Here is a 25,250-nt window from a genome sequence, read left to right as displayed (position 1 = left end):
GAAGCGACTCCCTTGATGATCCAACGGCTTTTACCGTTCCTCCTGTTGGGAGCCCTCGCCCTGGGCGGCTGCGCCACGGTGACTGCGCCTCGAGTGCCCAGCGACGCACTGCCGGCCGGACAATCCTCGTTCGGCCGCTCTATCCAGGCCCAGGCGGCGCCCTATCAAGGGCGCTCGGGCTTTCGCCTGCTGCCCAACAGCAGCGAAGCCTTTATGGCCCGCGCCGAACTGATCCGCAACGCCCAGACCAGCCTCGACCTGCAGTACTACATCGTGCATGACGGCATCAGCACGCGCATGCTGGTGGACGAACTGCTCAAAGCCGCCGACCGTGGCGTGCGTGTACGCATCCTGCTGGACGACACCACCAGCGACAGCCTCGACCAGGTGATCGCCACCCTCGCCGCCCACCCCAACATCCAAATCCGCCTGTTCAACCCGCTGCATCTGGGGCGCAGCACGGGCGCCACGCGGGCCATGGGCCGCCTGTTCAACCTGTCGCTGCAACACCGGCGCATGCACAACAAGCTGTGGTTGGCGGACAACAGTGCAGCCATCGTCGGCGGCCGCAACCTGGGGGATGAGTATTTCGACGCCGAGCCCAACCTGAACTTCACCGATATCGACATGCTCAGCGTCGGGCCGGTGGCCGAGCAATTGGGTCACAGTTTCGATCAATACTGGAACAGCGCCTTGAGCAAGCCGATCGACAACTTCGTCTCTACCCTGCCCTCCAAAGAGGATCTGGCCGCCGCCCGCGCGGGTTTGGCGGCGTCACTGGCGGAGTCGCGCCAACAACATCATGCCCTGTACAACCGCCTGCGCGCCTACCAGACCCAACCGCGCATGGCCATCTGGCGCCGCGAACTGATCTGGGCCTGGAACCAGGCACTGTGGGATGCACCGAGCAAGGTACTGGCCAAAGCCGACCCGGACCCGCAGCTACTGCTGACCACTCAACTGGCACCTGAGCTGGAAAGGGTCAACCGTGAACTGATGATGATTTCGGCGTACTTCGTGCCAGGCCAACCTGGGCTGGTGTACCTCACCGGACTCGCCGATGCCGGCGTATCAGTCAGCCTGCTGACTAACTCCCTGGAAGCCACCGACGTACCGGCTGTGCACGGCGGTTACGCGCCGTACCGCAAAGCGTTGCTGGAGCACGGCGTGAAGCTGTACGAACTGCGCCGCCAACCCGGCGACCCGAGCGCCGGCAGTGGGCCGCATCTGTTCCGGCGCGGCTCGTTCCGCGGTTCGGACTCCAGCCTGCACAGCAAGGCAATGATCTTTGATCGCGAGAAATCATTTATCGGCTCGTTCAACTTCGATCCCCGCTCGGTGCTGTGGAACACCGAGGTCGGGGTGCTGGTGGACAGCCCCGAACTGGCCGAGCACGTACGCAATCTGGCGCTGCAAGGCATGGCGCCCGCCCTCAGTTATGAGGCGAAACTACAAGACGGCCAAGTGGTGTGGGTAACCGAAGACGACGGCCAACTGCACACCCTGACGCGCGAGCCAGGTAGTTGGTGGCGGCGGTTCAATGCGTGGTTCGCTACCTCGGTCGGCCTGGAGCGCATGCTTTAAGAACAAGGCTGTGTAGCGCCGAAAGCACCTTTGCGCATTAACAACAGCACCAGCCCCAATGCCCCGCCAGCCATCAGCAACGGCAGTGCGTGCCCGCTGACCCATTGGCTGCCGGCGCCAGCGATCAATGGCCCCAACAGACACCCGATGCCCCATAGCTGCGCGATATGGGCGTTGGCCCGCACCAGCGCGTCGTCGCGGTAGCGCTCGCCGATCAGAATCAACGACAACGTGAACAACCCGCCCGCACTGGCGCCGAACAGCACCCACACCGGCCAGATCAGCAGCGTGTGCAGCAGCGCAGGAATCGCCAGGCTCGATGCCAGCAACAGCAGCGCACAGCCGAGAAACAGAGTACGGCGTGGCAGATAATCGGCCAGCGCGCCGATGGGCAATTGCAGCAACGCATCGCCGACGACCACGGTGCTGACCATCGCCAGGGCAATCTCGGCGCTGAATCCCTGTTGCAGGCAGTACACCGGCAGCAGTGTCAGGATCATCGCTTCGAACGCGGCGAACAGCGCCACCGCCCAGGCAATGGCCGGCAGGCTCCGGCAAAAACGCCAAAGCTCGGCGAAAGTGACGCTAAACGAATCGGCCGTCGGCGCGCCGGAACGCCCCAGCAACAGTAACGGCGCAACCATCAGCAGCCCTACGCCGACCCAGAAACCGTAGTCATGCCCGGTGCCGATCACACCCAACAACAACGGGCCCGACAGTTGGCTCAGCGCATAGCTGCAGCCATACAGCGCCACCAGCCGGCCACGCCATTGCTCCACCACTAATTGATTGATCCAGCTTTCGCCAAGGATAAAAACAATGGTCAGGATCACCCCAATCATCAAACGCAGCACCAGCCACACGGGATAACTGGGCAGGATCGCCAGTAAACCGATGGACATCGCACCCGCCCACAGACACAAACGCATCAGGTTTGCCGTACCGAGCCAAGCGGCCAAGCGGCTGGAAAGCTTAGCGCCGAGCAGCACGCCGAAGGCCGGCATCGCGGCCATTACGCCAATGGCGAAACTGCCGTAGCCCCAGCTCTCCAGGCGCAGGGAGACCAGCGGCATGCTGACGCCCAGGGCCAAGCCCACGCTGAGTACCGAAGCCAGGACGGCAAAGTAAGTCGCCCAACGCATTGCCACGCTCCTGTGGATAATTATTTTCTAGGTTCAAAACGAACTGTAGGAGCGAGCTTGCGCGGGAGCCGGGCTTGCCCGCGATGCAAACGCCTCGGTGTGTCAACCACACTTCGGTGATGCTATCGCAGGCAAGCCGGCTCCCGCACAAGCTCGCTCCTACACGGGCCCGGCAGTGTTGCTTACAGCTTGATCCAGGTGGCTTTCAGCTCGGTGTATTTGTCGAACGCGTGCAGCGACTTGTCACGACCGTTGCCCGACTGCTTGAAGCCACCGAACGGCGCGGTCATGTCGCCGCCATCGTACTGGTTGACCCACACACTACCCGCGCGCAGCGCCTTGGCGGTCAGGTGCGCCTTGGAGATATCCGCAGTCCACACCGCCGCGGCCAGGCCGTATTGGGTGTCGTTGGCAATCTTGATCGCTTCTTCGGCGCTGTCGAAAGTGATCACCGACAGCACTGGACCAAAAATTTCTTCCTGGGCGATTCTCATGGCATTGGTCACACCATCGAAAATCGTTGGTTCGACGTAGGTGCCGCCGGTCTCTTCCAGCGTGCGCTTGCCGCCCGCCACCAGCTTGGCGCCATCGGCGTGACCGGCTTCGATGTAGGACAGCACGGTGTTCATCTGCTGGGTGTCCACCAGGGCGCCAACATTGGTCGCCGGGTCCAGCGGGTTGCCGGGCTTCCAGCCTTTGAGGGCCTCGATCACCAGGGGCAAGAATGTATCCTTGATCGAGCGCTCCACCAGCAGGCGCGAACCGGCGGTGCACACTTCGCCCTGGTTGAAGGCAATGGCACTGGCGGCCGACTCGGCGGCGGCCTGCAGGTCGGGGGCGTCGGCGAACACGATGTTGGGGCTCTTGCCGCCTGCTTCCAACCAAACACGCTTCATGTTCGACTCACCAGAGCGAATCAACAGCTGCTTGGCGATCTTGGTCGAGCCAGTGAACACCAGCGTGTCGACGTCCATGTGCAGCGCCAAGGCGTTACCCACGGTGTGGCCGTAGCCTGGTAGAACGTTGAATACGCCTTTCGGAATCCCCGCTTCAACGGCCAGGGCCGCGATACGGATGGCGGTCAGCGGAGATTTTTCGGACGGCTTGAGGATCACCGAGTTACCGGTGGATAGTGCCGGGCCGAGTTTCCAGCAGGCCATCATCAACGGGAAGTTCCACGGTACGATGGCGCCAACCACGCCGACCGGCTCACGGGTCACCAGGCCCAGTTGATCATGGGGGGTGGCCGCGACTTCATCGTAGATCTTGTCGATCGCTTCACCGCTCCAGCTCAAGGCATTGGCGGCACCGGGCACGTCGATATACAGGGAATCGCTGATAGGCTTGCCCATGTCCAGGGTTTCGAGCAGCGCCAGCTCTTCGGCGTTGGCTTTGAGCAGCGCGGCGAAACGGATCATGGTGGCTTTGCGTTTGGCCGGTGCCAGGCGCGACCACACGCCTGAATTGAAGGTGGCACGGGCGTTCTCAACGGCGCGCTGGGCATCGTCGGCGTCACAGCTGGCAACCGTGGCCAGCAGGCGCCCATCGACCGGGCTGATGCACTCGAAGGTGTCGCCAGAAACGGCGGCGGTGTATTCGCCATTGATGTAGGCGCGGCCTTCGATCTTCAGATCCTTGGCGCGTTGTTCCCAGTCGGCACGGGTCAGGGTGGTCATGCGAGTGTCCTCCTCTTATTGAATACGAGGGCCAGGCGATGTCGCCCGGCAGCCTCAAAGAATTCTTGCCCGCCAGCCAGCTGTTCGGCCAAAGGCAGCTGCCACCCTAAACCAGCGACCAGGGATGTTTCAATATATTTGACATAACGGCGGCAAACGCCCTTGCGATGTTCATTTTAATAAACATAGACTTTGGCCTCACCAACCGCAGGCCAGACGGGATATGCACATGAGCATCCAAGACATCGTCGACTTCAGCCAAGCCAACACCGCCCCCGAACGCTACCGCCCTGGCGCGGAAAAAATCCTCAAGGGCGACCCCGAGCAGACCCTCTACAACCACTACAACAGCCCCTGTGGCCAGATGAATGCGGGGGTCTGGGAGGGTGAAGTGGGGCAATGGAAGGTTAACTACACCGAACATGAATACTGCGAGATCGTGCAGGGCGTGTCGGTACTGCGCGATGATCAGGGCAACGCCAAGACCCTGCGCGCTGGCGACCGCTTCGTGATCCCCGCCGGTTTCACCGGGACCTGGGAAGTGCTCGAACCTTGTCGCAAAATCTACGTGGTGTTCGAACAGAAAGCCTGATCAGCAAATCGCACGCAAAAAAAAGCCCGCATCGTGAGATACGGGCTTTTTTTCACAAGGAAGGAAATCAATTACTTGATTTTGCCTTCTTTGTAGATCACGTGCTTGCGAACGCGCGGGTCGAACATTTTCTTTTCGAGCTTGTCCGGGGTAGTACGCTTGTTCTTGTCGGTAGTGTAGAAGTGACCAGTACCGGCGCTAGAGATCATTCGAATCAATTCACGCATGATATAGCTCCTTAAACCTTGGCAGCGCGGCGGATGTCGGCCAGCACGGCAGTGATGCCACGCTTGTCGATGATACGCATGCCTTTGGCGGATACGCGCAGACGCACGAAACGTTTCTCTTCTTCAACCCAGAAGCGGTGATGCTGCAGGTTCGGCAGGAAACGACGACGGGTTTTGTTATTTGCGTGGGAAATGTTATTCCCAGTCACCGGACCCTTACCGGTAACTTGACAGACTCTCGACATGCCTCAGCCCTCTAAAACCACATGCCCAACCCGGCATGGGTTGGCCGCTTAATCTCTCAGTCATTTGGCGCCAGGCGCCGCGTTTCTTTAGGGTCTTACCGGCTACACCTACAAGCGAAGGAACCGGGCCCCTAGAAAAGAGCGCTGCTTTATACCAGAAAGACCCAGGTGCAACAACAGCCCGTGTGTTTTTACCGACTTAATTCCAAGCCGCTAACGCCCGAACCGCTGCCAGGAGGGGCCGCCCTTACGGCTGACCGCTCGTCGCACAGAATCAGTTCGAGCCCCCACCTAAGCGATCAGGCGCACGCAGAATCTCACCGAGGCGCCATCAAAACAGTATTTTCGGCAAAAGCACAGGCAAAAATGGGCTAGTCATTTATCAATCAGACCTCTACGGTAGGACTTTTCCAGACTGCACTCGCAGATGGGCCTACGATCTGCAAAGGAAACCTAATATGCGCCTCGCAGCCCTGCCGCTCTTGCTTGCCCCTCTCTTTATTACGCCGCTGGCCTCTGCCGCCAGCAATTTGAGCGTCTGCACCGAGGCCAGCCCCGAAGGGTTCGATCTGGTGCAGTACAACTCGCTGACCACCACCAACGCGTCGGCCGATGTGTTGATGAACCGTCTGGTGGACTACGACGCCACCAGCGGCAAGCTCGTGCCCAGCCTGGCAGACAGTTGGGAAGTCTCGCCTGACGGCCTGACCTACACCTTCAAGCTGCACCCCAACGTGAAATTCCACCGCACCGAGTATTTCACCCCAAGCCGAACGCTGACGGCCGAAGACGTGCGCTTCAGCTTCGAACGCATGCTCGACCCGGCCAACCCTTGGCATAAGATTGCTCAAAGTGGCTTCCCCCATGCACAATCCCTGCAATTGCCCACGCTGATCAAGAGGATTGACGCCCTCGACCCACTGACGGTGCGCTTCACCCTGGACCACGCCGATTCCACATTCCTCTCGGCCCTGAGCATGGGCTTCGCTTCGATCTACCCGGCGGAGTACGCTGACAAACTGCTCAAGGCTGGCACGCCGGAGAAACTCAACAGCCGCCCTATCGGCACCGGCCCCTTCGTTTTTGTACGTTTTCAAAAAGATGCCGTGGTTCGCTACAAGGCCAACCCAGATTACTTCGCTGGCAAACCGGCTGTGGATAACTTGATCTTCGCGATCACCCCCGATGCCAATGTGCGCCTACAGAAGCTGCATCGCGACGAATGCCAGATCGCCCTGTCGCCCAAGCCTCTGGATGTGGGCGAGGCCCAAAAGGATGCCGCTCTCAAAGTGGAGAAAACCGCTGCGTTCATGACCGCTTTCGTGGCCATCAACAGCCAGCACCCACCGCTGGACAAGCCCGAAGTGCGCCAGGCTATCAACTTGGCATTCGACAAGACCAGCTACCTCAAGGCCGTATTCGAAGGCACCGCCGAAGCCGCCAGCGGGCCTTACCCGCCGAACACCTGGAGCTTTGCCAAGGAGTTGCCGGGTTATCCACAGGACCTCGCCAAAGCCAAAGCGCTGCTGGACCGCGCCGGGCTCAAGGACGGCTTCAAGACCACGATCTGGACGCGCCCCACCGGCAGCCTGCTGAATCCCAACCCTAACCTCGGCGCACAATTACTGCAGGCGGACCTGGCCAAGGTCGGCATCCAGGCCGAGATCCGTGTGATCGAGTGGGGCGAGCTGATACGCCGCGCCAAGGCCGGCGAGCACGACCTGCTGTTTATGGGCTGGGCCGGCGACAACGGCGACCCGGACAACTTCCTGACTCCGCAGTTTTCCTGCGCGGCGGTGAAGTCCGGTACCAACTTTGCGCGCTACTGCGACCCGACGCTCGACAAGCTGATCAGCGCCGGCAAGACCACCAGCGAACAAGGCGTGCGCAGCAAGCTGTATCAACAGGCCCAGGCGCAGATCCAGCAACAGGCGCTGTGGCTACCGTTGGCGCACCCGACCGCCTTCGCCCTGACGCGCAAGGGTGTCGAGGGGTATCAGGTCAGCCCATTCGGACGCCAGGATTTCTCCAAGGTCAGCGTCAAGCCCTGAGCCCCGGCCCCGCCGCCCACCGGGCGGGGTCACATCCAGCCATGCTCGGCCATCGACAGCGGGTCGCCGTCGCCGACGATGATGTGGTCCAGCACCCGCACATCCACGACCTCCAACGCCTTCTGCAGCAGCTTGGTCAATTTTCGATCAGCTGCACTGGGTTCAAGGCTGCCGGAAGGGTGGTTATGACATAGGATCAACGCCGCCGCGTTGTAGGCCAGGGCGCGCTTGACCACTTGTCGCGGATAAACTATCGCGGCATCGATCGTCCCCTGGGACAACGCCTCGAAACCCAACACCCGGTGCCGCGAGTCGAGAAACAAGCAGCCGAATATTTCGTGAGGCTCATGCCGCAACATCGCTTTGAGGTAGTCGCGCACCACCACCGGGCTATCCAGTACGGAGTCTTTGCGCAAGCGTTCGGCCATATGCCGCCGGGACATTTCCAGTACGGCCTGCAATTGCGCAAATTTCGCCGGCCCCAGTCCCAACTGCTGGTTGAACAGCGTCTGGCTGGCCTCAAGCAACGGCCGTAAGCCGCCGAACTGCGTCAGCAGATGGCGCGCCAGGTCCACCGCGCTGCGGCCTGCCACTCCTGTACGCAGGAAGATCGCCAGCAGTTCGGCGTCGGACAGACTTGCCGCGCCCCACTCCAAAAGTTTCTCCCGTGGCCGCTCTGCCGCTGGCCAATCGCGAATACTCATCCCACCTCCCTGTGCAAGTGCGCCGCTGTTGCGTGGCGGTCGCTGTGTTATCGTAGGCCCTCTTTTTTGCCTGCGATTTCACCTGGGGAGGGTGCATCGCAGGCGTCACTGAACTGGCTTCACTGAACTGGAAAGGCAAACCAATGCAGCGTCTGTATCGGAAACGCATCGTTCTCGGCGTCGGCGGCGGCATTGCCGCTTACAAGAGCGCCGAGTTGGTTCGCAGGCTCCTCGACCAGGGCGCCGAGGTGCGCGTGGTCATGACCCGCGGCGGCAGTGAGTTCATTACCCCGCTGACCATGCAGGCCCTGTCCGGCCACCCGGTTCACCTGGATCTGCTCGACCCTGCCGCCGAAGCCGCCATGGGCCATATCGAGCTGGCCAAATGGGCCGACCTGGTGCTGATCGCTCCAGCCACCGCCGACCTGATTGCCCGCTTGGCCCAAGGCATCGCCGACGATCTGCTGACCACTTTGGTACTAGCCACCGACGCTACCGTTGCCATCGCCCCGGCCATGAACCAGGCGATGTGGCGCGACCCGGCGACCCAGGCCAACACCCAACTCCTGCAAGACCGTGGCCTCAAGGTGTTCGGCCCCGCGTCCGGCAGCCAGGCCTGTGGCGACGTGGGCCTGGGCCGCATGCTCGAAGCCACTGATCTGGCGCAATGTGCCGCCGAGTGTTTCCAGCACCTGGCCCTGACCGGCAAGCACGTACTGATCACCGCCGGACCGACCCAGGAAAACATCGACCCGGTCCGCTACATCACCAACCATAGCTCAGGGAAAATGGGCTTCGCCCTGGCCGAAGCTGCGGTTGAGGCAGGCGCACGCGTCACGCTCATCACCGGCCCGGTGCATTTGCCGACCCCGGACCGCGTCACGCGAATCGACGTAGTCAGCGCTCGCGACATGCTTGCAGCTTGTGAAGCAGCCATTCCGTGCGACCTGTTCATCGCTTCGGCGGCGGTGGCGGATTACCGGCCGGAAGTCGTCGCCCCGCAAAAGCTCAAGAAAGACCCTACAAGCGGCGACGGCCTGCTCCTGCAAATGGTGCGCAACCCGGACATCCTGGCCACCATCGCCACGCGTCCCGACCGCCCGTTCAGCGTCGGCTTTGCTGCCGAAACCGAGCACCTGCTGGACTACGCCGCACGCAAATTGAAAGACAAAAACCTCGACTTGATCGTTGCCAATGATGTCGCCAACCCGAGCATCGGCTTCAACAGCGAGGAAAACGCTTGCAGCGTGATCGACCGCGAGCTGCACGCCACCCTTTTCGCCCAGACCAGCAAGGGCAAGATTGCCCGCCAACTGATCTCTTTTATCGCCCAACGGCTGAACCAGGTTTAATTTACATGCACCCTTTGCAAGCCAAGATTCTCGACCCCCGCCTCGGCACCGATTTCCCACTGCCGACCTACGCCACACCGGGTTCCGCCGGCCTGGACCTGCGCGCCATGCTCAAGCAAGACACCGTGCTCGAGCCAGGCCAGACCCTGCTGATCCCCACCGGCCTGTCCATCTACGTAGGCGACCCGGGCCTGGCCGCGCTGATCCTGCCGCGCTCCGGCCTGGGCCATAAGCACGGCATCGTGCTGGGCAATCTGGTGGGTCTGATCGACTCGGACTATCAGGGAGAGCTGATGGTGTCGTGCTGGAACCGTGGGCAAACCGCCTTCAACATCGCCGTTGGCGAACGCATCGCCCAACTCGTCCTGGTGCCGGTGGTGCAGGCGCACTTCGAACTGGTACAGGAATTCGACGAAACCCAACGCGGCGCGGGCGGTTTTGGGCATTCCGGCAGCCACTGACTAAGCTGGATCGGGCCGGACACTGACGTCCGGCTCAATGCTTCTGGCCAGGCTCTTCAGGATGAAGAATGGGTGAATTTAAACGGCAATATTTCTTGCTTAAAATCAACGCCTTATCTAAGCACGAAGACAGCAAGCGAGCCGCGATGGCATTTTTGCACCACGAACTCTCTGCCGAAAACGCCGTCATACCCTTCAGTTTGAGCCTGCCGGCCACCCCCATTTAGGCCAGCCTTGCCCCCTTCAGATGGAGTTTCCCCCCGCGATGAGTACCGCAGCCCGAGTAGCCCCGACGTTCCCCGACAGCATTTTCCGCGCCTATGACATTCGTGGTGTGGTCCCCAAGACCCTCACCGCCGAAACCGCCTACTGGATCGGCCGCGCCATCGGCGCGCAGAGCCTGGCGCAGGGCGAACCGAATGTATGCGTCGGCCGCGATGGCCGCTTGTCCGGCCCGGAGCTGGTGGAGCAACTGATCCAGGGCCTGGCCGACAGCGGCTGCCATGTCAGCGATGTGGGCCTGGTGCCAACGCCGGCGTTGTACTACGCCGCCAACGTACTGGCCGGCAAATCCGGCGTGATGCTAACCGGCAGCCACAACCCGTCGGACTACAATGGCTTCAAGATCGTCATTGCCGGCGACACCCTGGCCAATGAACAGATCCAGGCCCTGCACACCCGCCTCAAGACCAACGACTTGACCAGCGGCCAGGGCAGCATCACCCAGGTCGACATCCTGCAGCGCTACTCCGATGAAATCACCCGCGACGTCAAACTCGCCCGCCGCCTCAAAGTGGTGGTGGACTGCGGCAATGGCGCCGCCGGTGTAATCGCTCCACAGCTGCTCGAAGCCCTGAATTGCGAAGTCGTCCCGCTGTTCTGCGACGTGGACGGCAACTTCCCCAACCATCACCCGGACCCGGGCAAGCCTGAAAACCTGGTGGACCTGATTGCCAAGGTCAAGGAGACCGGCGCTGACGTCGGCCTGGCCTTCGACGGCGACGGCGACCGTGTGGGCGTGGTCACCAACACTGGCGTGAACGTGTTCGCCGACCGCCTGTTGATGCTCTTCGCTCGCGATGTGGTCAAGCGCAACCCCAATGCCGAGATCATCTTTGATGTGAAGTGCACCCGTCGCCTCACGCCGCTGATCAAGGAATACGGCGGTCGCCCGCTAATGTGGAAGACCGGTCACTCGTTGATCAAAAAGAAAATGAAGGAAACCGGTGCCCTGCTGGCCGGCGAGATGAGCGGCCACGTGTTCTTCAAGGAGCGCTGGTTCGGCTTTGACGACGGCATTTACAGCGCCGCGCGCCTGCTGGAGATCCTCAGCAAGGAAGAATCCACCGCCGAAGAGCTGTTTCAGACCTTCCCGAACGATATTTCTACGCCAGAGATCAATATCCATGTGACCGAGGAGAGCAAATTCAGCATCATTGACGCACTGCACGATGCGCAATGGGGTGAAGGCGCCAACCTGACTTCCATTGATGGTGTGCGAGTCGATTACGCCAAAGGCTGGGGCCTGGTTCGCGCATCCAACACCACTCCGGTGCTGGTGCTGCGTTTCGAGGCGGATACCGAGGCTGAGTTGCAGCGCATCAAGGACGTGTTCCACGCCCAGTTGAAACGTGTTGCCCCTGATCTCCAATTACCGTTCTGATCTTTTACCGGAGCCCTGAATGACCCTCGAACGCGAAGCCGCTGCCAACACCGCCAAGGTCCTGTCCGAAGCGTTGCCTTATATTCGACGCTACGTCGGCAAGACGCTGGTGATCAAATACGGCGGCAATGCCATGGAAAGCGACGAGCTGAAAACCGGCTTTGCCCGCGACATCGTGCTGATGAAGGCCGTGGGCATCAACCCGGTGGTGGTGCATGGTGGCGGTCCGCAAATCGGCGACCTGCTCAAGCGTTTGTCGATCGAGAGTCATTTTATCGATGGCATGCGCGTCACTGACGCGCAAACCATGGACGTGGTGGAGATGGTCCTCGGCGGCCAGGTAAACAAAGACATCGTCAACCTGATCAACCGTCACGGCGGCAGCGCCATCGGCCTGACCGGCAAGGATGCGGAGCTGATCCGCGCGAAAAAACTGACGGTCACCCGTCAGACGCCGGAAATGACCCAGCCGGAAATCATCGATATCGGCCAAGTGGGCGAAGTGATCGGTATCAACACCGACCTACTGAACCTGCTGGTAAAAGGCGACTTCATCCCGGTGATCGCGCCCATCGGCGTGGGCGCCAACGGTGAGTCTTACAACATCAACGCCGACCTGGTGGCCGGCAAGGTGGCCGAGGCACTGAAGGCTGAAAAGCTGATGCTGCTGACCAATATCGCCGGCCTGATGGACAAGCAGGGCAAAGTGTTGACCGGCCTGACCACCCAACAAGTCGACGATCTGATCGCCGACGGCACCATCTACGGCGGCATGCTGCCGAAGATTCGTTGCGCCCTCGAAGCGGTGCAGGGCGGTGTGGGCAGCTCGCTGATCATCGATGGCCGCGTGCCGAACGCGGTATTGCTGGAGATCTTCACCGACACCGGCATGGGCACGCTGATCAGCAACCGCAAGCGCCCCTAAGTGCTGAATACAAAAAGGCCCCCGTTCAATCCGATTGAACGGGGGCCTTTTTTATGCGGTACCTGTAAGTACTGCCAGTCAAGGTGGCAGGGGCCTGTGTCAGACCCCGAACTGCTCGCGGTATGCACGTACAGCAGGCAAGTGCTGCTTGAGCTGCGGGTCATCTTCCAGGAACTGCAACACCTGGTTCAACGACACAATACTCACCACCGGAATGCCGAAATCGCGCTCAACTTCCTGGATCGCCGACAACTCACCGTTGCCGCGTTCCTGGCGGTTCAGTGCAATCAGCACGCCGGCCGCTTTGGCGCCTTCCTGGGAAGCGATGATCTGCATCACTTCACGGATGGCGGTGCCGGCAGTAATCACATCATCGATGATCAACACATCGCCAGTCAGTGGCGCGCCGACCAGACTACCGCCCTCGCCATGGGCCTTGGCTTCTTTACGGTTGAAGCACCAAGGCAAATCGCGCCCATGATGCTCGGCCAGGGCCACGGCCGTAGCGGCGGCCAAAGGGATGCCTTTGTAGGCGGGGCCAAACAGCACATCGAAGGACATACCGCTTTCAACGATGGCTGCCGCGTAGAAACGGCCCAACTGCGCCAGGGCCGAACCGGAGTTGAACAGGCCGGCATTGAAGAAATACGGGCTGGTCCGCCCGGACTTGAGGGTGAACTCACCGAAGCGCAAAACCCCGCGATCGATGGCAAAACGAATGAAATCGCGTTGATACGCCTGCATGAAAAAAGCCTCAGATACCACGGATTTAGCTAATTAGGTAGACGGCGTGTATCATACACGCACGCGATTTTTGGGGCCATTTATGCGGATCATCAGTGTGAACGTTAATGGTATTCAGGCTGCAGTCGAGCGTGGTTTGCTCAGTTGGCTGCAAGCCCAGAATGCCGACGTCATCTGCCTGCAGGACACCCGCGCCTCCGCCTTTGAACTGGACGACCCAGCCTTCCAACTGGATGGCTACTTCCTTTATGCCTGCGATGCCGAAGTGCCCACCCAAGGTGGCGTGGCTTTGTACTCGCGGTTGCAACCCAAGGCGGTCATCAGCGGCCTCGGCTTCGAGACAGCCGACCGCTACGGGCGCTACCTGCAAGCCGATTTCGACAAGGTCAGCATCGCGACCTTGCTGCTTCCATCAGGGCAGAACGGCGATGAAGACTTGAACCAGAAGTTCAAGCTAATGGACGATTTCGCCCGTTATCTGGATAAACAGCGGCGCAAACGTCGCGAGTACATTTATTGTGGCTCGCTGTACGTGGCGCAACAGAAGCTGGATATCAAGAACTGGCGCGACAGCCAGCAATCCCCAGGCTTCCTGGCGCCGGAACGGGCCTGGATGGACGAGATTGTCGGCAACATGGGTTACGTCGATGCCCTGCGCGAAGTCAGCCGTGAAGGCGATCAGTACAGCTGGTGGCCGGACAACGAACAGGCCGAGATGCTCAACCTGGGCTGGCGTTTCGATTACCAGCTGCTGACCCCAGGCCTGCGCCGATTCGTTCGCAGCGCACGCCTGCCGCGCCAGCCGCGCTTCTCGCAACACGCGCCGCTGATCGTGGACTACGACTGGACGCTGACCATCTGAGGTCTTTTCCCAGGCACAAAAAAACCGACATCGCTGTCGGTTTTTTTGTGAGCGGTCATTATTTAACCAAACGCCAGGTCAGCGGATAGCGATAAGCGATCCCCTTGTTGGCCTTGATGCCGCCAATGATGGTCAGCACCACAGTGGCAATCGCCAGGGCCGTCATCAGGAAAAAACCAATCACGGCGAATGCCAGCACGATACAGACCAACCAGGCGATAGCCACAGTGATCTGGAAGTTCAAGGCTTCCTTGCCCTGATCGTCGATGAACGGATCCACTTCCTTTTTCATCTGCCACAGAATCAGCGGCCCAACGACACTGCCGAAAGGGAACACAAACCCGAGAAACGCCGCGAGATGGCACAGCATTGCACTCTGCCGAACCTCGTAGGAAGGCGTAGGTACCGGCATTTGGCTGTCATTCATGGCGCTTCTCCTTGAGGCGGTTTCAGTCGGCCAGGGCGGCGTTCTGCAGTTCGAAAATTTCGCTCATGCCTTTCTGGGCCAAGGCCAGCATGGCGTTCAGATCAGCCGGCTGGAATGGCGCGCCTTCGGCGGTGCCCTGCACTTCGATGAAACCACCGGTGCTGGTCATCACGACGTTCAGGTCGGTCTCGGCGGCGGAGTCTTCCAGGTAGTCCAGGTCCAGCACAGGCTCGCCCTGGTACATGCCGACCGACACGGCGGCGATCATCTGCTTGAGCGGGTCGCCGGCCTTGAGGCCGCCACGCTTCTTGATCACTTTCAAGGCGTCGACCAGAGCCACCATGGCGCCGGTGATGGACGCAGTACGGGTGCCGCCATCGGCCTGGATCACATCGCAGTCAACATACAGAGTCACGTCGCCCAGCTTGGACATGTCCAGGGCGGCGCGCAGGGAGCGGCCGATCAGGCGCTGGATTTCCAAGGTACGACCGCCTTGCTTGCCACGGCTGGCCTCACGCTGGTTACGCTCGCCGGTGGCGCGCGGCAGCATGCCGTATTCAGCGGTCAACCAACCCTGGCCCTGCCCCTTGAGGAAACGCGGCACGCCATTTTCGACGCTGACGGTGCAAATAACCTTGGTATCGCCAAACTCGACCAGTACGGATCCCTCGGCGTGTTTGGTGTAGTTGCGGGTGATGCGGATCGAGCGGAGCTGATCGGCAACGCGACCACTTGGACGTTTCATAGGGGATACCTGTACTGAGGACGAAAACTGCCGGGCATTATAGAGCCGCGAACCGCTTCGGGGCACTTCTAAAAATTCAGTTACGAATGCTCGGCCTGTCGGCCTTTGTTTGGGCGCACTCGCCCCACTGCGCTACAATCCTGCGCCTTCGCAGCCTGCCTGCTTCATTTACCCATCAGCCCGTGATCGCGGGACTGCAACGCGAGGTACCCGCATGGTGCACAGCATGACCGCCTTCGCCCGCGTCGAAAAAGCCGGCGTCCAGGGCACCCTGAGCTGGGAATTGCGCTCGGTCAACAGCCGCTACCTGGAGCCGCACTTGCGTCTGCCGGAGTCGTTCCGCGACCTGGAAGGCGCCGTGCGCGAAGCGCTGCGTCAGGGCATTTCCCGCGGCAAGCTGGAATGCACCCTGCGCTTTACCGAAGAAACCACCGGCAAACCCTTGCAGGTCGACCGCGAACGCGCGGCGCAACTGGTCGCCGCCGCCGAAACCATTGCCGACCTGATCCAGCGCCCCGCACCGCTCAACCCTCTCGAAGTGCTGGCCTGGCCGGGCGTACTGGTAGCCGACGCTATCGACCCGCAGGCCCTGAATGCCGAAGCCCTCGCCTTGTTCAACCAGGGCCTGAAGGAACTCAAGGCCGGTCGTGAGCGAGAGGGTGCCGAGCTGGCCCGCCTGATCAACGAGCGCCTGACCTCAATCGAAGAGGATGTGTCGATCCTGCGTGAGCTGGTGCCGCAGATGCTGGCCACCCAACGCCAGAAGGTGCTCGACCGTTTCGCCGACATGAAGGCCGACCTCGACCCGACGCGCCTGGAGCAGGAAATGGTGCTGCTGGCGCAGAAAAGTGACGTCGCCGAAGAACTCGATCGCCTCAGCACCCACATCCTCGAAGTGCGCCGCGTGCTCAAGTCCGGCGGCGCCGCCGGTCGGCGCCTTGATTTCCTGATGCAGGAACTCAACCGCGAAGCCAATACACTGGGCTCCAAGGCCTTCGATCCGCGCAGCACCCAGGCGGCGGTCAACCTCAAAGTGTTGATCGAGCAGATGCGCGAACAAGTACAGAATATTGAGTAAGGCAACCTCCATGACCCACAGCACCGGCACCCTGTACATCATTTCCGCCCCTTCGGGCGCGGGCAAGAGCAGTCTGGTCAAGGCCCTGACCGACACCAACGATCAGATCCGCATCTCGATCTCCCACACCACCCGCGCCATGCGCCCGGGTGAGGTGAACGGCGTGCACTATCACTTCGTCGAGCGCACCGAGTTCGTGAAGATGATCGAGCACGGCGACTTCCTGGAACGCGCCGAGGTGTTCGGCAACCTCTACGGAACCTCGCAAAGCCACTTGCAGCAGACCCTGGATGAAGGCCATGACCTGATCCTGGAAATCGACTGGCAGGGCGCCGAACAGGTGCGCAAGCTGATGCCCAATGCGCGCTCGATCTTTATCCTGCCGCCCTCGCTGCAAGCCCTGCACCAACGCCTGACCAACCGTGGCCAGGACAGCGACGAGATCATCGATGGCCGCATGCGTGAAGCCGTTAGCGAAATGAGCCACTACGTCGACTACGATTACCTGATCATCAACGACGACTTTTCACACGCGCTGGATGACCTGAAGGCGATTTTCCGCGCCAATCAGCTCCAGCAGAAGCGCCAACAACAGCGCTTTGGCAAATTACTGGCCGAACTGCTCGGCTGATTGACGCTTCCCAAAACCGCTGCAAGGGCTTTACATTGGCACTTGCAGCGGTTTGACGAGGCTCCGCGAAAAATCAGCGCTTCCCTAAACGCTGGTGATTTTTTAAACTGCTCAGTCCGCTCGCCCAACCGGGCAGCGCGCATCTTGCATTCGCTCCGAGGAATACCATGGCCCGCGTAACCGTTGAAGACTGCCTAGAACACGTGGATAACCGCTTTGAGCTGGTCATGCTCTCTACCAAGCGTGCCCGTCAACTGGCCACTGGCGGCAAAGAGCCTCTGGTCCAGTGGGAAAACGACAAGCCGACCGTTGTCGCCCTGCGTGAAATCGCTGAAGGCCTGATGAGCTACGAGTTCATCGCCAACGCCGAAATCGTTGAAGACGAACCGCTGTTCGCAGCGTTCGAGGACGAGTCCAACGAGGCCGTCTAAGCCTATGCCTGGTCGACGTAGCACGGCGCGGGGTCAAAGCCATCGGCAGGAGTTCACACTTTGCCGAGCATAGACGCCCTCGCCGATCGCTTATCGGCCTACCTCGGCCCAGACCAGGTCAACCTGGTCCGCCGAGCGTATTTCTACGCCGAACAAGCCCACGACGGCCAACGCCGCCGCAGTGGCGAGGCGTACGTCACCCATCCCCTTGCGGTGGCTAATATTCTTGCCGACATGCACATGGACCATCAGAGCCTGATGGCCGCGATGCTGCATGACGTGATCGAAGACACCGGAATCGCCAAGGAAGCGCTCAGCTCCCAATTCGGCGAAACCGTGGCCGAACTGGTCGACGGGGTCAGCAAACTGACCCAGATGAATTTCGAGACCAAGGCCGAAGCCCAGGCGGAAAACTTCCAGAAGATGGCCATGGCCATGGCCCGCGATATCCGCGTGATCCTGGTCAAACTGGCCGACCGGCTGCACAACATGCGCACGCTGGAAGTGCTGTCCGGCGAAAAACGCCGGCGCATCGCCAAGGAAACCTTGGAAATCTACGCGCCCATCGCCAATCGGCTGGGCATGCACGCCATTCGCATCGAATTCGAAGACCTCGGCTTCAAGGCGATGCATCCCATGCGCTCGGCGCGCATCTACCAGGCGGTCAAGCGTGCCCGGGGCAACCGCAAGGAAATCGTCAACAAGATCGAAGAGTCGCTGAGCCATTGCCTGGCCATCGACGAAATCGAAGGCGAGGTCAGTGGCCGGCAGAAGCACATCTACGGCATCTATAAAAAGATGCGCGGCAAGCGTCGGGCCTTCAACGAGATCATGGACGTGTATGCGTTCCGGATCATCGTAGACAAGGTCGACACTTGCTACCGCGTGCTCGGCGCTGTGCATAATTTGTACAAACCCCTGCCCGGCCGCTTCAAGGACTACATCGCCATCCCCAAGGCCAACGGCTATCAGTCGCTGCATACCACGCTGTTCGGGATGCATGGCGTGCCGATCGAGATCCAGATCCGCACCCGTGAAATGGAAGAAATGGCCAACAACGGCATCGCCGCCCATTGGCTGTACAAATCCAGTGGCGACGAGCAGCCCAAAGGCACCCATGCCCGCGCCCGCCAATGGGTTAAAGGCGTGCTGGAAATGCAGCAACGCGCGGGCAACTCCCTCGAATTTATCGAAAGCGTGAAAATCGACCTGTTCCCGGACGAGGTCTACGTGTTCACGCCCAAAGGCCGGATCATGGAGCTGCCCAAAGGCTCCACGGCTGTCGATTTCGCCTATGCCGTGCACACCGATGTGGGTAACAGTTGCATCGCCTGCCGCATCAACCGGCGCTTGGCGCCACTGTCGGAGCCGCTGCAAAGCGGTTCCACCGTGGAGATCGTCAGCGCACCGGGCGCACGACCGAACCCGGCCTGGCTCAATTTCGTGGTCACCGGCAAGGCCCGTACACACATTCGCCACGCCCTGAAACTGCAGCGCCGTTCCGAGTCCGTCAGCCTGGGCGAGCGCCTGCTGAACAAGGTTCTCAACGGTTTCGACAGCGCCCTGGACAAGATTCCCCAAGAACGCGTGCAGGCGATGCTTCACGAATATCGCCAGGAAACCATCGAAGACCTGCTGGAAGATATCGGCCTGGGCAACCGCATGGCCTATGTGGTCGCCCGTCGACTGCTGGGTGAGGGCGAGCAATTGCCGAGCCCCGAAGGCCCGTTGGCGATTCGCGGCACCGAGGGCCTGGTGCTCAGCTACGCCAAATGCTGCACACCGATCCCGGGCGATCCGATCGTCGGCCACCTGTCCGCGGGCAAAGGCATGGTGGTGCACCTGGACAACTGCCGAAACATCTCCGAAATCCGGCATAACCCGGAAAAATGCATCCAGCTTTCGTGGGCCAAGGATGTCACCGGCGAATTCAACGTCGAACTGCGCGTTGAGCTGGAGCACCAGCGCGGCCTGATCGCCCTGCTGGCCAGCAGCGTCAACGCCGCCGACGGCAACATCGAAAAGATCAGCATGGACGAACGCGATGGTCGCATCAGCGTGGTCCAACTGGTGGTCAGCGTACACGACCGCGTACACCTGGCCCGTGTGATCAAGAAGCTGCGCGCCTTGACCGGGGTCATCCGCATTACCCGCATGCGTGCGTAGTTCTTCAACCCCGCCACTGCCTATTACAAGGAGTCATTCATGACCAAGACTGTTATCACCAGCGACAAAGCCCCGGCCGCCATCGGTACTTACTCCCAGGCAATCAAGGCAGGCAATACCGTCTACATGTCCGGCCAGATTCCTCTGGACCCAAAAACCATGGAACTGGTGGAAGGCTTCGAAGCCCAGACAGTTCAAGTCTTCGAAAACCTCAAGTCCGTGGCCGAAGCCGCCGGCGGTTCGTTCAAGGACATCGTCAAACTGAACATTTTCCTCACCGACCTGAGCCACTTCGCCAAGGTCAACGAGATCATGGGCAAGTACTTCGAACAGCCGTACCCAGCCCGTGCCGCCATCGGCGTGGCAGCCCTGCCAAAAGGCGCGCAGGTTGAAATGGACGCGATTCTGGTGATCGAGTAAAAACACCCGGCGCAGCCCCTACAGGCTGCGCCGACCTCGTTTTAAAAGGATTTCATGATGCGCAAAGCGCTTGTAGCCTCTTCATTGCTCGCCCTGTTGCTCGGCGGCTGTGCCAGCAACCCTGCCGACCAAGACGTGAGCGGCACTTGGATCAATCAGGTCGCCATCGATGCGGCAGCCAAGGGCGGCCCTCTGCGTGAAGCGCTGCAAAGCTTTGGCCCGAACCTCGAATGGGAGGTCAACGTCAAGGCATCTCAAGCCCGCTACTACAACGGTTTTGAAGTCGCCGAAGGCAAGTTGCTCGGGCAACAATCCGGCGCCTGGAGCGTGGATTTCTATGGCAGCTCCGCCACCGAACTCAAGCGTAAAGGTAAGCAGTTGCTGCAAGTGGCCAACGATAACGAGCCCGAGCAACTGTTCGCCCGTGCTAAAGACCCAGCTCCGGAAGGCGCACCATTGGGCGCCAACTTCGAGCGGGCGCTCTATGCCGCCTACCTGGGCGGCGACTGGAAAATCACCGACGGCTTCGGCAACGGCGCAATCGTGCAGTTCCAGGCCGACGGCAAGGTTGTCGGCCTACCCAAAGTCGACCGGTATTCGCTGTGCCTGGCAGGCGATTGCGCCTCTATGAGTGGCGGCTACGACAGCATCTGGCTGCAACTCAATGGCCAGGGCAACCCCTGGATTTTCATGCGCAAGGGCAAACAGCTGGAAATTTTCCAGGCGGTCAATACGGCACAGGCAGACGAAGTACCTTCGTTTACGCCAGGCCCACGCCAATGGCTGTTGGAAAAACAGTAACGACCCTTGCAGGCAGTTGAATGTGAGAGGGGCAGGCCCCTCCCACATTTTTCAGATCGTGTTTCAGCCCTTGAGGATCGCCGCGTAGCCTTCCCGGTAAGTCGGGTATGTCGGTGCCCAGCCCAGCGCCTTGATCCGCGCGTTGCTACATTGCTTGCTCCCCGCACGCCGCACACTGGCCTCGTCTGACCACTCTGTCACGCCCAGATAATCGCGCAGCCAGGCCACCACTTCGGCCAGCGGCGCCGGCGCGTCGTCCACACCGATGTAGACCTTATCCAGCGAACCGCCCTGCTCCACATGCCGCAGCAAAAACGCGAGCAAGCCTGCTGCGTCGTCCGCGTGGATCCGGTTGCCATATAACGGTGGATCGACCGCCACCCGGTAACCTTGGCGCACCTGGGTCAGCAACCATTCGCGGCCTGGGCCGTAAATGCCGGTTAACCGCACAATGCTGGCGGGAATGCCGCTGTTCAACGCAACCTGCTCGGCTTCGAGCATGATCTGCCCGGAATAGCCTTTGGCCTGGGTTTCGGAGGTTTCGTCGACCCATTCACCGTTCTGCTGCCCATACACACTGCTGCTGGACACAAACAGCAGATGTTTGGGTTGCTGGCCGTAATCGCCGAGCCACTCCAGAACATGTTGCAGCCCCTGCACGTAAGCCGCGCGGTAGCCAGCTTCATCGTGATCGGTCGCGGCGGCGCAATACACCAGGTAATCCACGCCGCCGATTGGCCAGGTATCGGGGCAGTCCTTTTTGAACAGGTCACCGCCAATGCCGATCACCCCGACAGGCAAGCGCGAAATGTCGCGCCGCAGGCCGTACACCTCCCATTCCGAAGCAAGCAATTGGCTGGCTAACCGACTCCCCACATCGCCACATCCGACAATCACAACAGAAGGCGCGGACATCATAAAACTCCGTATTGAAAGGTCTAGGTTAGCCCTCTCAGTTGACCGACGGCCAGAAAAAGGGCAAATAAAGTTACTGTATTACTTCTGTTAACAAGAATTACTTGCAATAATGACCACCCATTTGTCCTCGCCCCTTGCTCTGGGTCTGGAAGGACAATCACTCATTCTTTCTCTCAGGTCCGGCCAGCATGACACGTAATACAACCCCCGCTTCGCCAACCAAGCCTCACAGCCCTTCCCGCGCCTGGCGCGCGATTGCTGCGCTGCTGTTCAGCGTTCTGCTGGCGCCGACCGCCGCATTCGCCGATGCAACCGCACCCGCCACACCTGCTGCCGCCGAGCAGAATGCCGCCACCCCGCCCGCACCGCCTGCCGCGCCAGTCGCCACCGACCCGGCCGCCCCGGCTGCGGACGACACCGGTGTGGTGCTGGAAGAGAACAACACCTTGGGCATGGCCCACGACCTGTCGCCCTGGGGTATGTACCAGAACGCTGACGTGGTGGTGAAAGCTGTGATGATCGGCCTGGCCATAGCCTCGATCATCACTTGGACCATCTGGATCGCCAAAGGCTTCGAGCTGCTGGGCGCCAAGCGTCGCCTGCGTACTGAAATCGTCCATCTGAAAAAGGCCACCACCCTCAAGGAAGCCAGCGAAAGCGCAACCAAGAAAGGCACCCTGGCCAATACCCTGGTGCACGATGCACTGGAAGAGATGCGCCTGTCGGCCAACACTCGCGAAAAAGAAGGCATCAAAGAGCGTGTCGCCTTCCGCCTTGAGCGTCTGGTGGCTGCTTGCGGCCGCAACATGAGCAGCGGCACCGGCGTTCTGGCGACCATCGGTTCCACCGCACCGTTCGTCGGTCTGTTCGGCACCGTATGGGGCATCATGAACAGCTTTATCGGCATCGCCAAAACCCAGACCACCAACCTCGCCGTGGTTGCCCCCGGCATCGCCGAAGCCCTGCTGGCAACTGCGCTGGGTCTGGTGGCAGCGATTCCGGCAGTGGTGATCTACAACGTCTTCGCCCGCTCAATTGCCGGCTACAAGGCCCAGGTGTCGGACGCGTCGGCGGAAGTCCTGCTGCTGGTCAGCCGCGACCTCGACCACCTGCCTACCGAGCGCAGCTCGCAACCGCACATGGTGAAAGTGGGGTAATCGGCCATGGGCCTGCATTTGAATCAAGGCGACGACGAACTCGTCGAGAACCACGAAATCAACGTCACGCCGTTTATCGACGTGATGCTGGTGCTGCTGATCATCTTCATGGTGGCCGCACCGTTGGCCACCGTAGACATCAAGGTCGACCTGCCCGCCTCCAGCGCCAAACCGGCGCCACGGCCGGAAAAACCGATCTTCCTCAGCGTCAAGGCGGATCAACGTCTGTTCCTGGGCGAAGAAGAAGTCAAAACCGAAACCCTGGGCCCGGTGCTCGACGCCAAGACCCAAGGCAAGAAGGACACGACGATCTTCTTCCAAGCCGACAAAGGCGTGGACTACGGCGATCTGATGAGTGTGATGGATGCCCTGCGGGCGGCCGGCTACCTCAAGGTTGGCCTGGTTGGACTTGAGACGGCAGCCAAGAAATGATCACGACGCGCCACAAACTGACGCGTTATGGCACCAGCCTCGCCGTCGTACTGGGCGTGCATGCCATCGCGATTGCCATCGCACTCCACTGGTCGGCGCCGCGCACGGTGCAGTTGCCGCCGGCAGCCATGGTCATCGACCTGGCGCCTGCTCCCGCACCGCCACCGCCTCCGGCCCCGCCGAAGGTGGTAACGCCGCCGCAGCCGCCCGCCCCGGTGGAAGAGCTGCCGCTGCCAAAAATGGCCGAAGCGCCCAAGCCGACGATCCAGGTGCCCAAGCCGGTCAAGCCCAAGCCCAAACCCCAGCCGCCCAAGCCGGTGGAGAAAAAGCCCGAGCCGCCCAAGGAAAAACCTTCCGAGGAGCCACCGAGCGATACGCCGCCGACCCAAGCGCCACCGCAGAAATCGGCACAGCCTGCACCAGGGCCGTCGCCACAACAGCTGGCGGCCAAGGCATCTTGGGAAGGCACGTTGCTGGCGCACCTGCAGAAGTACAAGAAGTATCCGCCAGGCGCCCAGGCCCGAGGCAAGGAGGGTCTCAACCGCCTGAAGTTCGTGGTCGATGCCGAAGGCAATGTACTGTCCTACGAGCTGGTGGGCCTTTCCGGCAACGCCGACCTGGACCGCGCCACCCTGGACATGATCCGTCGCGCCCAACCGCTGCCCAAACCGCCGGCCGATATGGTCAAGAGCGGCAGCATCGAGATCGTTGCACCGTTCGTGTACAACATCGAAAAGCGTCGCCGCTGAACATGAGTGTGGCGAGGGGTAACCCTCGTCACTTTCAGCAAAATCCTCAGCAGTTCCCACTCAATCCCTAACAAACTTCTGATAACGTGCGTCTATCGATTGCAGCCGGTATGCTTGGCCCGCAACCTCATGGACGCCCGCTATGACTCTTACAGAATTACGCTACATCGTGACCCTCGCCCAAGAGCAACACTTTGGCCATGCGGCCGAGCGCTGCCATGTCAGCCAGCCGACGCTGTCGGTGGGCGTGAAAAAGCTTGAAGACGAACTCGGTGTGCTGATTTTCGAGCGCAGCAAGAGCGCCGTGCGCCTCACGCCAGTAGGCGAGGGCATCGTCGCCCAGGCCCAGAAGGTGCTGGAGCAGGCGCAAAGCATTCGCGAACTGGCCCAGGCCGGCAAGAACCAACTGACCGCGCCGCTCAAGGTCGGGGCCATCTACACCGTCGGCCCATACCTGTTCCCGCACTTGATTCCGCAACTGCACCGCGTCGCGCCGCAGATGCCGTTGTATATCGAAGAGAACTTCACCCACGTACTGCGCGACAAACTGCGCAACGGCGAGCTGGATGCGATCATCATCGCCCTGCCGTTCAACGAAGCGGATGTGCTCACCCTGGCGCTCTACGACGAGCCGTTCCAGGTGCTGATGCCCGCCTCGCACCCGTGGACCAAAAAAGCCAGCATCGACGCTGCCCTGCTCAACGACAAAAGCCTGCTGCTGCTCGGTGAAGGCCACTGCTTCCGCGATCAGGTGCTGGAAGCCTGCCCGACCCTCACCAAGGGCAACGACGGCGCCAAGCACACCACCGTGGAGTCCAGCTCCCTGGAAACCATCCGTCACATGGTCGCCTCGGGCCTGGGCATCTCGATCCTGCCGCTGTCGGCGGTGGACAGCCATCACTACGCCCCCGGCGTAATCGAAGTACGCCCGCTTACACCGCCGGTGCCGTTCCGCACGGTGGCCATCGCCTGGCGCGCCAGCTTCCCAAGGCCCAAGGCGATTGAGATTCTCGCCGACTCCATCCGCCTGTGCTCGGTGGCCAAGCCGACCGCGGCGAGCTAAGTAA

General features: G+C 60.8%; 27 protein-coding genes and 1 pseudogene. 19 read left to right on the top strand and 9 right to left on the bottom strand.

The features are described 5' to 3' along the window. Positions 1-15: 15 nt before the first annotated feature. Positions 16-1,584, top strand: coding sequence for a phospholipase D family protein (locus FIV35_RS03160; protein WP_034139816.1), 1,569 nt, complete (start codon positions 16-18; stop codon positions 1,582-1,584). Here FIV35_RS03160 and FIV35_RS03155 read toward each other — a convergent pair. Both FIV35_RS03155 and FIV35_RS03150 read right to left on the bottom strand, forming a co-directional pair. Further along, entirely contained in the window at positions 1,581-2,726 is a 1,146-nt protein-coding gene (locus tag FIV35_RS03155; RefSeq protein ID WP_034139817.1) for an MFS transporter, read from the bottom strand. The two genes, FIV35_RS03160 and FIV35_RS03155, sit on opposite strands and share 4 nt — an antisense overlap. Positions 2,727-2,908: 182 nt before the next feature. Next, positions 2,909-4,402 carry an aldehyde dehydrogenase gene (locus tag FIV35_RS03150; protein ID WP_034101472.1) on the bottom strand — a complete coding sequence of 498 codons (1,494 nt, stop codon included), beginning with the start codon at positions 4,400-4,402 and terminating at the stop codon, positions 2,909-2,911. 229 nt (positions 4,403-4,631) lie between these two features. Here FIV35_RS03150 and FIV35_RS03145 point away from each other — a divergent pair, with 229 nt between their 5' ends. Next, on the top strand, positions 4,632-4,994 hold the full coding sequence (locus FIV35_RS03145; RefSeq protein WP_034101473.1) for a cupin domain-containing protein: 363 nt from the start codon (positions 4,632-4,634) through the stop codon (positions 4,992-4,994). 71 nt (positions 4,995-5,065) lie between these two features. Here the strand turns inward: FIV35_RS03145 and rpmG are convergent, their stop codons facing one another. Together rpmG and rpmB are read right to left on the bottom strand one after the other, a co-directional pair. Beyond that, positions 5,066-5,221 carry a 50S ribosomal protein L33 gene (gene rpmG, locus FIV35_RS03140; protein WP_003176906.1) on the bottom strand — a complete coding sequence of 52 codons (156 nt, stop codon included), beginning with the start codon at positions 5,219-5,221 and terminating at the stop codon, positions 5,066-5,068. 11 nt (positions 5,222-5,232) lie between these two features. After that, positions 5,233-5,466 carry a 50S ribosomal protein L28 gene (rpmB, locus tag FIV35_RS03135; protein ID WP_034101474.1) on the bottom strand — a complete coding sequence of 78 codons (234 nt, stop codon included), beginning with the start codon at positions 5,464-5,466 and terminating at the stop codon, positions 5,233-5,235. Between the two features lie 458 nt (positions 5,467-5,924). On the opposite strand from rpmB, the gene FIV35_RS03130 reads away from it, so the two are divergent. Then, positions 5,925-7,517 (top strand): ABC transporter substrate-binding protein, encoded by a 1,593-nt coding sequence (locus tag FIV35_RS03130; protein ID WP_034139818.1) that lies wholly within the window; start codon positions 5,925-5,927, stop codon positions 7,515-7,517. Positions 7,518-7,546: 29 nt separating this feature from the next. On the opposite strand, the gene radC is transcribed toward FIV35_RS03130, so the two are convergent. Beyond that, the gene (radC, locus tag FIV35_RS03125) at positions 7,547-8,221 is read right to left on the bottom strand and encodes a RadC family protein (protein ID WP_034101476.1); all 675 of its coding nucleotides are present in this window, start codon (positions 8,219-8,221) and stop codon (positions 7,547-7,549) included. 143 nt (positions 8,222-8,364) lie between these two features. Between radC and coaBC the strand changes: the two genes are divergently transcribed. The 5 genes and pseudogenes from coaBC to argB all read left to right on the top strand — a co-directional run bounded on the left by coaBC (position 8,365) and on the right by argB (position 12,622). Then, on the top strand, positions 8,365-9,573 hold the full coding sequence (gene coaBC, locus FIV35_RS03120) for a bifunctional phosphopantothenoylcysteine decarboxylase/phosphopantothenate--cysteine ligase CoaBC (RefSeq protein WP_034139819.1): 1,209 nt from the start codon (positions 8,365-8,367) through the stop codon (positions 9,571-9,573). Between the two features lie 5 nt (positions 9,574-9,578). Next, positions 9,579-10,034 (top strand): dUTP diphosphatase, encoded by a 456-nt coding sequence (gene dut / locus FIV35_RS03115; protein ID WP_034139820.1) that lies wholly within the window; start codon positions 9,579-9,581, stop codon positions 10,032-10,034. Positions 10,035-10,102: 68 nt separating this feature from the next. Further along, the gene (locus FIV35_RS29535; RefSeq protein WP_156796375.1) at positions 10,103-10,261 is read left to right on the top strand and encodes a hypothetical protein; all 159 of its coding nucleotides are present in this window, start codon (positions 10,103-10,105) and stop codon (positions 10,259-10,261) included. Positions 10,262-10,275: 14 nt separating this feature from the next. Then, positions 10,276-11,697: pseudogene (locus FIV35_RS03110) on the top strand (phosphomannomutase/phosphoglucomutase); the annotation flags it as partial. Positions 11,698-11,716: 19 nt separating this feature from the next. Continuing rightward, positions 11,717-12,622, top strand: coding sequence for an acetylglutamate kinase (gene argB, locus FIV35_RS03105; RefSeq protein ID WP_010207505.1), 906 nt, complete (start codon positions 11,717-11,719; stop codon positions 12,620-12,622). Positions 12,623-12,721: 99 nt separating this feature from the next. Here argB and pyrE read toward each other — a convergent pair whose 3' ends face one another. Then, the gene (pyrE, locus tag FIV35_RS03100) at positions 12,722-13,366 is read right to left on the bottom strand and encodes an orotate phosphoribosyltransferase (protein WP_034101480.1); all 645 of its coding nucleotides are present in this window, start codon (positions 13,364-13,366) and stop codon (positions 12,722-12,724) included. A gap of 82 nt (positions 13,367-13,448) precedes the next feature. Between pyrE and FIV35_RS03095 the strand changes: the two genes are divergently transcribed. Continuing rightward, entirely contained in the window at positions 13,449-14,228 is a 780-nt protein-coding gene (locus FIV35_RS03095) for a catabolite repression control protein Crc (protein ID WP_003195493.1), read from the top strand. A gap of 58 nt (positions 14,229-14,286) precedes the next feature. Here FIV35_RS03095 and FIV35_RS03090 read toward each other — a convergent pair whose 3' ends face one another. Both FIV35_RS03090 and rph read right to left on the bottom strand, forming a co-directional pair. Continuing rightward, positions 14,287-14,655, bottom strand: coding sequence for a DUF4870 domain-containing protein (locus tag FIV35_RS03090; protein WP_034101481.1), 369 nt, complete (start codon positions 14,653-14,655; stop codon positions 14,287-14,289). A gap of 22 nt (positions 14,656-14,677) precedes the next feature. Then, positions 14,678-15,400, bottom strand: coding sequence for a ribonuclease PH (gene rph, locus FIV35_RS03085; protein WP_034101482.1), 723 nt, complete (start codon positions 15,398-15,400; stop codon positions 14,678-14,680). 214 nt (positions 15,401-15,614) lie between these two features. Between rph and FIV35_RS03080 the strand changes: the two genes are divergently transcribed. The 6 genes from FIV35_RS03080 (at position 15,615) to FIV35_RS03055 (ending at position 20,927) form a co-directional block, all read left to right on the top strand. Beyond that, positions 15,615-16,478 (top strand): YicC/YloC family endoribonuclease, encoded by an 864-nt coding sequence (locus tag FIV35_RS03080; protein ID WP_034101483.1) that lies wholly within the window; start codon positions 15,615-15,617, stop codon positions 16,476-16,478. Positions 16,479-16,488: 10 nt separating this feature from the next. Further along, positions 16,489-17,109, top strand: coding sequence for a guanylate kinase (gene gmk / locus FIV35_RS03075; RefSeq protein WP_034139821.1), 621 nt, complete (start codon positions 16,489-16,491; stop codon positions 17,107-17,109). Positions 17,110-17,276: 167 nt separating this feature from the next. Further along, positions 17,277-17,540 carry a DNA-directed RNA polymerase subunit omega gene (gene rpoZ, locus FIV35_RS03070; protein WP_003176920.1) on the top strand — a complete coding sequence of 88 codons (264 nt, stop codon included), beginning with the start codon at positions 17,277-17,279 and terminating at the stop codon, positions 17,538-17,540. Positions 17,541-17,600: 60 nt separating this feature from the next. Then, a complete protein-coding gene (spoT, locus tag FIV35_RS03065) occupies positions 17,601-19,706 on the top strand; it encodes a bifunctional GTP diphosphokinase/guanosine-3',5'-bis pyrophosphate 3'-pyrophosphohydrolase (protein WP_034101485.1) in 2,106 nt (701 codons plus the stop codon). Positions 19,707-19,745: 39 nt separating this feature from the next. Next, complete coding sequence (locus FIV35_RS03060; protein ID WP_003176922.1) at positions 19,746-20,126, top strand: RidA family protein; 381 nt, start codon at positions 19,746-19,748, stop codon at positions 20,124-20,126. 57 nt (positions 20,127-20,183) lie between these two features. Further along, positions 20,184-20,927, top strand: a complete 744-nt coding sequence (locus tag FIV35_RS03055; protein ID WP_034101486.1) for a hypothetical protein — start codon at positions 20,184-20,186, stop codon at positions 20,925-20,927. 63 nt (positions 20,928-20,990) lie between these two features. Here FIV35_RS03055 and FIV35_RS03050 read toward each other — a convergent pair whose 3' ends face one another. Next, positions 20,991-21,842, bottom strand: coding sequence for an SDR family oxidoreductase (locus FIV35_RS03050; protein WP_034139822.1), 852 nt, complete (start codon positions 21,840-21,842; stop codon positions 20,991-20,993). A 191-nt stretch (positions 21,843-22,033) separates the two neighbouring features. On the opposite strand from FIV35_RS03050, the gene exbB reads away from it, so the two are divergent. The 4 genes from exbB to FIV35_RS03030 all read left to right on the top strand — a co-directional run bounded on the left by exbB (position 22,034) and on the right by FIV35_RS03030 (position 25,246). Next, complete coding sequence (gene exbB, locus FIV35_RS03045; protein ID WP_034139823.1) at positions 22,034-23,002, top strand: tonB-system energizer ExbB; 969 nt, start codon at positions 22,034-22,036, stop codon at positions 23,000-23,002. 6 nt (positions 23,003-23,008) lie between these two features. After that, a complete protein-coding gene (exbD, locus tag FIV35_RS03040; protein ID WP_017526806.1) occupies positions 23,009-23,434 on the top strand; it encodes a TonB system transport protein ExbD in 426 nt (141 codons plus the stop codon). Beyond that, positions 23,431-24,183: a TonB family protein gene (locus tag FIV35_RS03035; RefSeq protein ID WP_034101489.1), complete on the top strand. Its 753-nt coding sequence runs from the start codon at positions 23,431-23,433 to the stop codon at positions 24,181-24,183. Before exbD ends, FIV35_RS03035 begins: the two co-directional genes overlap by 4 nt. A gap of 142 nt (positions 24,184-24,325) precedes the next feature. Then, positions 24,326-25,246, top strand: a complete 921-nt coding sequence (locus FIV35_RS03030) for a hydrogen peroxide-inducible genes activator (RefSeq protein WP_034101490.1) — start codon at positions 24,326-24,328, stop codon at positions 25,244-25,246. Positions 25,247-25,250: the final 4 nt, after the last annotated feature.

The organism is Pseudomonas rhodesiae (genome assembly GCF_007858255.1).
GTDB lineage: Bacteria > Pseudomonadota > Gammaproteobacteria > Pseudomonadales > Pseudomonadaceae > Aquipseudomonas > Aquipseudomonas rhodesiae.
Note: the sequence above shows the minus strand (reverse complement) of the source record. Positions and strands in the feature narration are given on the sequence as shown.

Excerpts from the sequence above, each read along its gene's own strand:
- coaBC (WP_034139819.1), top strand. The coding sequence starts at position 8,365 with ATGCAGCGTCTGTATCGGAAACGCATCGTTCTCGGCGTCGGCGGCGGC.
- gmk (WP_034139821.1), top strand. The coding sequence starts at position 16,489 with ATGACCCACAGCACCGGCACCCTGTACATCATTTCCGCCCCTTCGGGC.
- rpmG (WP_003176906.1), bottom strand. The coding sequence starts at position 5,221 with ATGCGTGAATTGATTCGAATGATCTCTAGCGCCGGTACTGGTCACTTC.
- rph (WP_034101482.1), bottom strand. The coding sequence starts at position 15,400 with ATGAAACGTCCAAGTGGTCGCGTTGCCGATCAGCTCCGCTCGATCCGC.
- FIV35_RS03090 (WP_034101481.1), bottom strand. The coding sequence starts at position 14,655 with ATGAATGACAGCCAAATGCCGGTACCTACGCCTTCCTACGAGGTTCGG.
- argB (WP_010207505.1), top strand. The coding sequence starts at position 11,717 with ATGACCCTCGAACGCGAAGCCGCTGCCAACACCGCCAAGGTCCTGTCC.
- FIV35_RS29535 (WP_156796375.1), top strand. The coding sequence starts at position 10,103 with ATGGGTGAATTTAAACGGCAATATTTCTTGCTTAAAATCAACGCCTTA.
- FIV35_RS03080 (WP_034101483.1), top strand. The coding sequence starts at position 15,615 with ATGGTGCACAGCATGACCGCCTTCGCCCGCGTCGAAAAAGCCGGCGTC.
- FIV35_RS03095 (WP_003195493.1), top strand. The coding sequence starts at position 13,449 with ATGCGGATCATCAGTGTGAACGTTAATGGTATTCAGGCTGCAGTCGAG.
- FIV35_RS03055 (WP_034101486.1), top strand. The coding sequence starts at position 20,184 with ATGCGCAAAGCGCTTGTAGCCTCTTCATTGCTCGCCCTGTTGCTCGGC.
- FIV35_RS03060 (WP_003176922.1), top strand. The coding sequence starts at position 19,746 with ATGACCAAGACTGTTATCACCAGCGACAAAGCCCCGGCCGCCATCGGT.
- FIV35_RS03050 (WP_034139822.1), bottom strand. The coding sequence starts at position 21,842 with ATGTCCGCGCCTTCTGTTGTGATTGTCGGATGTGGCGATGTGGGGAGT.
- FIV35_RS03150 (WP_034101472.1), bottom strand. The coding sequence starts at position 4,402 with ATGACCACCCTGACCCGTGCCGACTGGGAACAACGCGCCAAGGATCTG.
- exbD (WP_017526806.1), top strand. The coding sequence starts at position 23,009 with ATGGGCCTGCATTTGAATCAAGGCGACGACGAACTCGTCGAGAACCAC.
- FIV35_RS03130 (WP_034139818.1), top strand. The coding sequence starts at position 5,925 with ATGCGCCTCGCAGCCCTGCCGCTCTTGCTTGCCCCTCTCTTTATTACG.
- exbB (WP_034139823.1), top strand. The coding sequence starts at position 22,034 with ATGACACGTAATACAACCCCCGCTTCGCCAACCAAGCCTCACAGCCCT.
- FIV35_RS03155 (WP_034139817.1), bottom strand. The coding sequence starts at position 2,726 with ATGCGTTGGGCGACTTACTTTGCCGTCCTGGCTTCGGTACTCAGCGTG.
- FIV35_RS03035 (WP_034101489.1), top strand. The coding sequence starts at position 23,431 with ATGATCACGACGCGCCACAAACTGACGCGTTATGGCACCAGCCTCGCC.
- radC (WP_034101476.1), bottom strand. The coding sequence starts at position 8,221 with ATGAGTATTCGCGATTGGCCAGCGGCAGAGCGGCCACGGGAGAAACTT.
- FIV35_RS03030 (WP_034101490.1), top strand. The coding sequence starts at position 24,326 with ATGACTCTTACAGAATTACGCTACATCGTGACCCTCGCCCAAGAGCAA.
- FIV35_RS03160 (WP_034139816.1), top strand. The coding sequence starts at position 16 with ATGATCCAACGGCTTTTACCGTTCCTCCTGTTGGGAGCCCTCGCCCTG.
- rpmB (WP_034101474.1), bottom strand. The coding sequence starts at position 5,466 with ATGTCGAGAGTCTGTCAAGTTACCGGTAAGGGTCCGGTGACTGGGAAT.
- FIV35_RS03145 (WP_034101473.1), top strand. The coding sequence starts at position 4,632 with ATGAGCATCCAAGACATCGTCGACTTCAGCCAAGCCAACACCGCCCCC.
- dut (WP_034139820.1), top strand. The coding sequence starts at position 9,579 with ATGCACCCTTTGCAAGCCAAGATTCTCGACCCCCGCCTCGGCACCGAT.
- pyrE (WP_034101480.1), bottom strand. The coding sequence starts at position 13,366 with ATGCAGGCGTATCAACGCGATTTCATTCGTTTTGCCATCGATCGCGGG.
- rpoZ (WP_003176920.1), top strand. The coding sequence starts at position 17,277 with ATGGCCCGCGTAACCGTTGAAGACTGCCTAGAACACGTGGATAACCGC.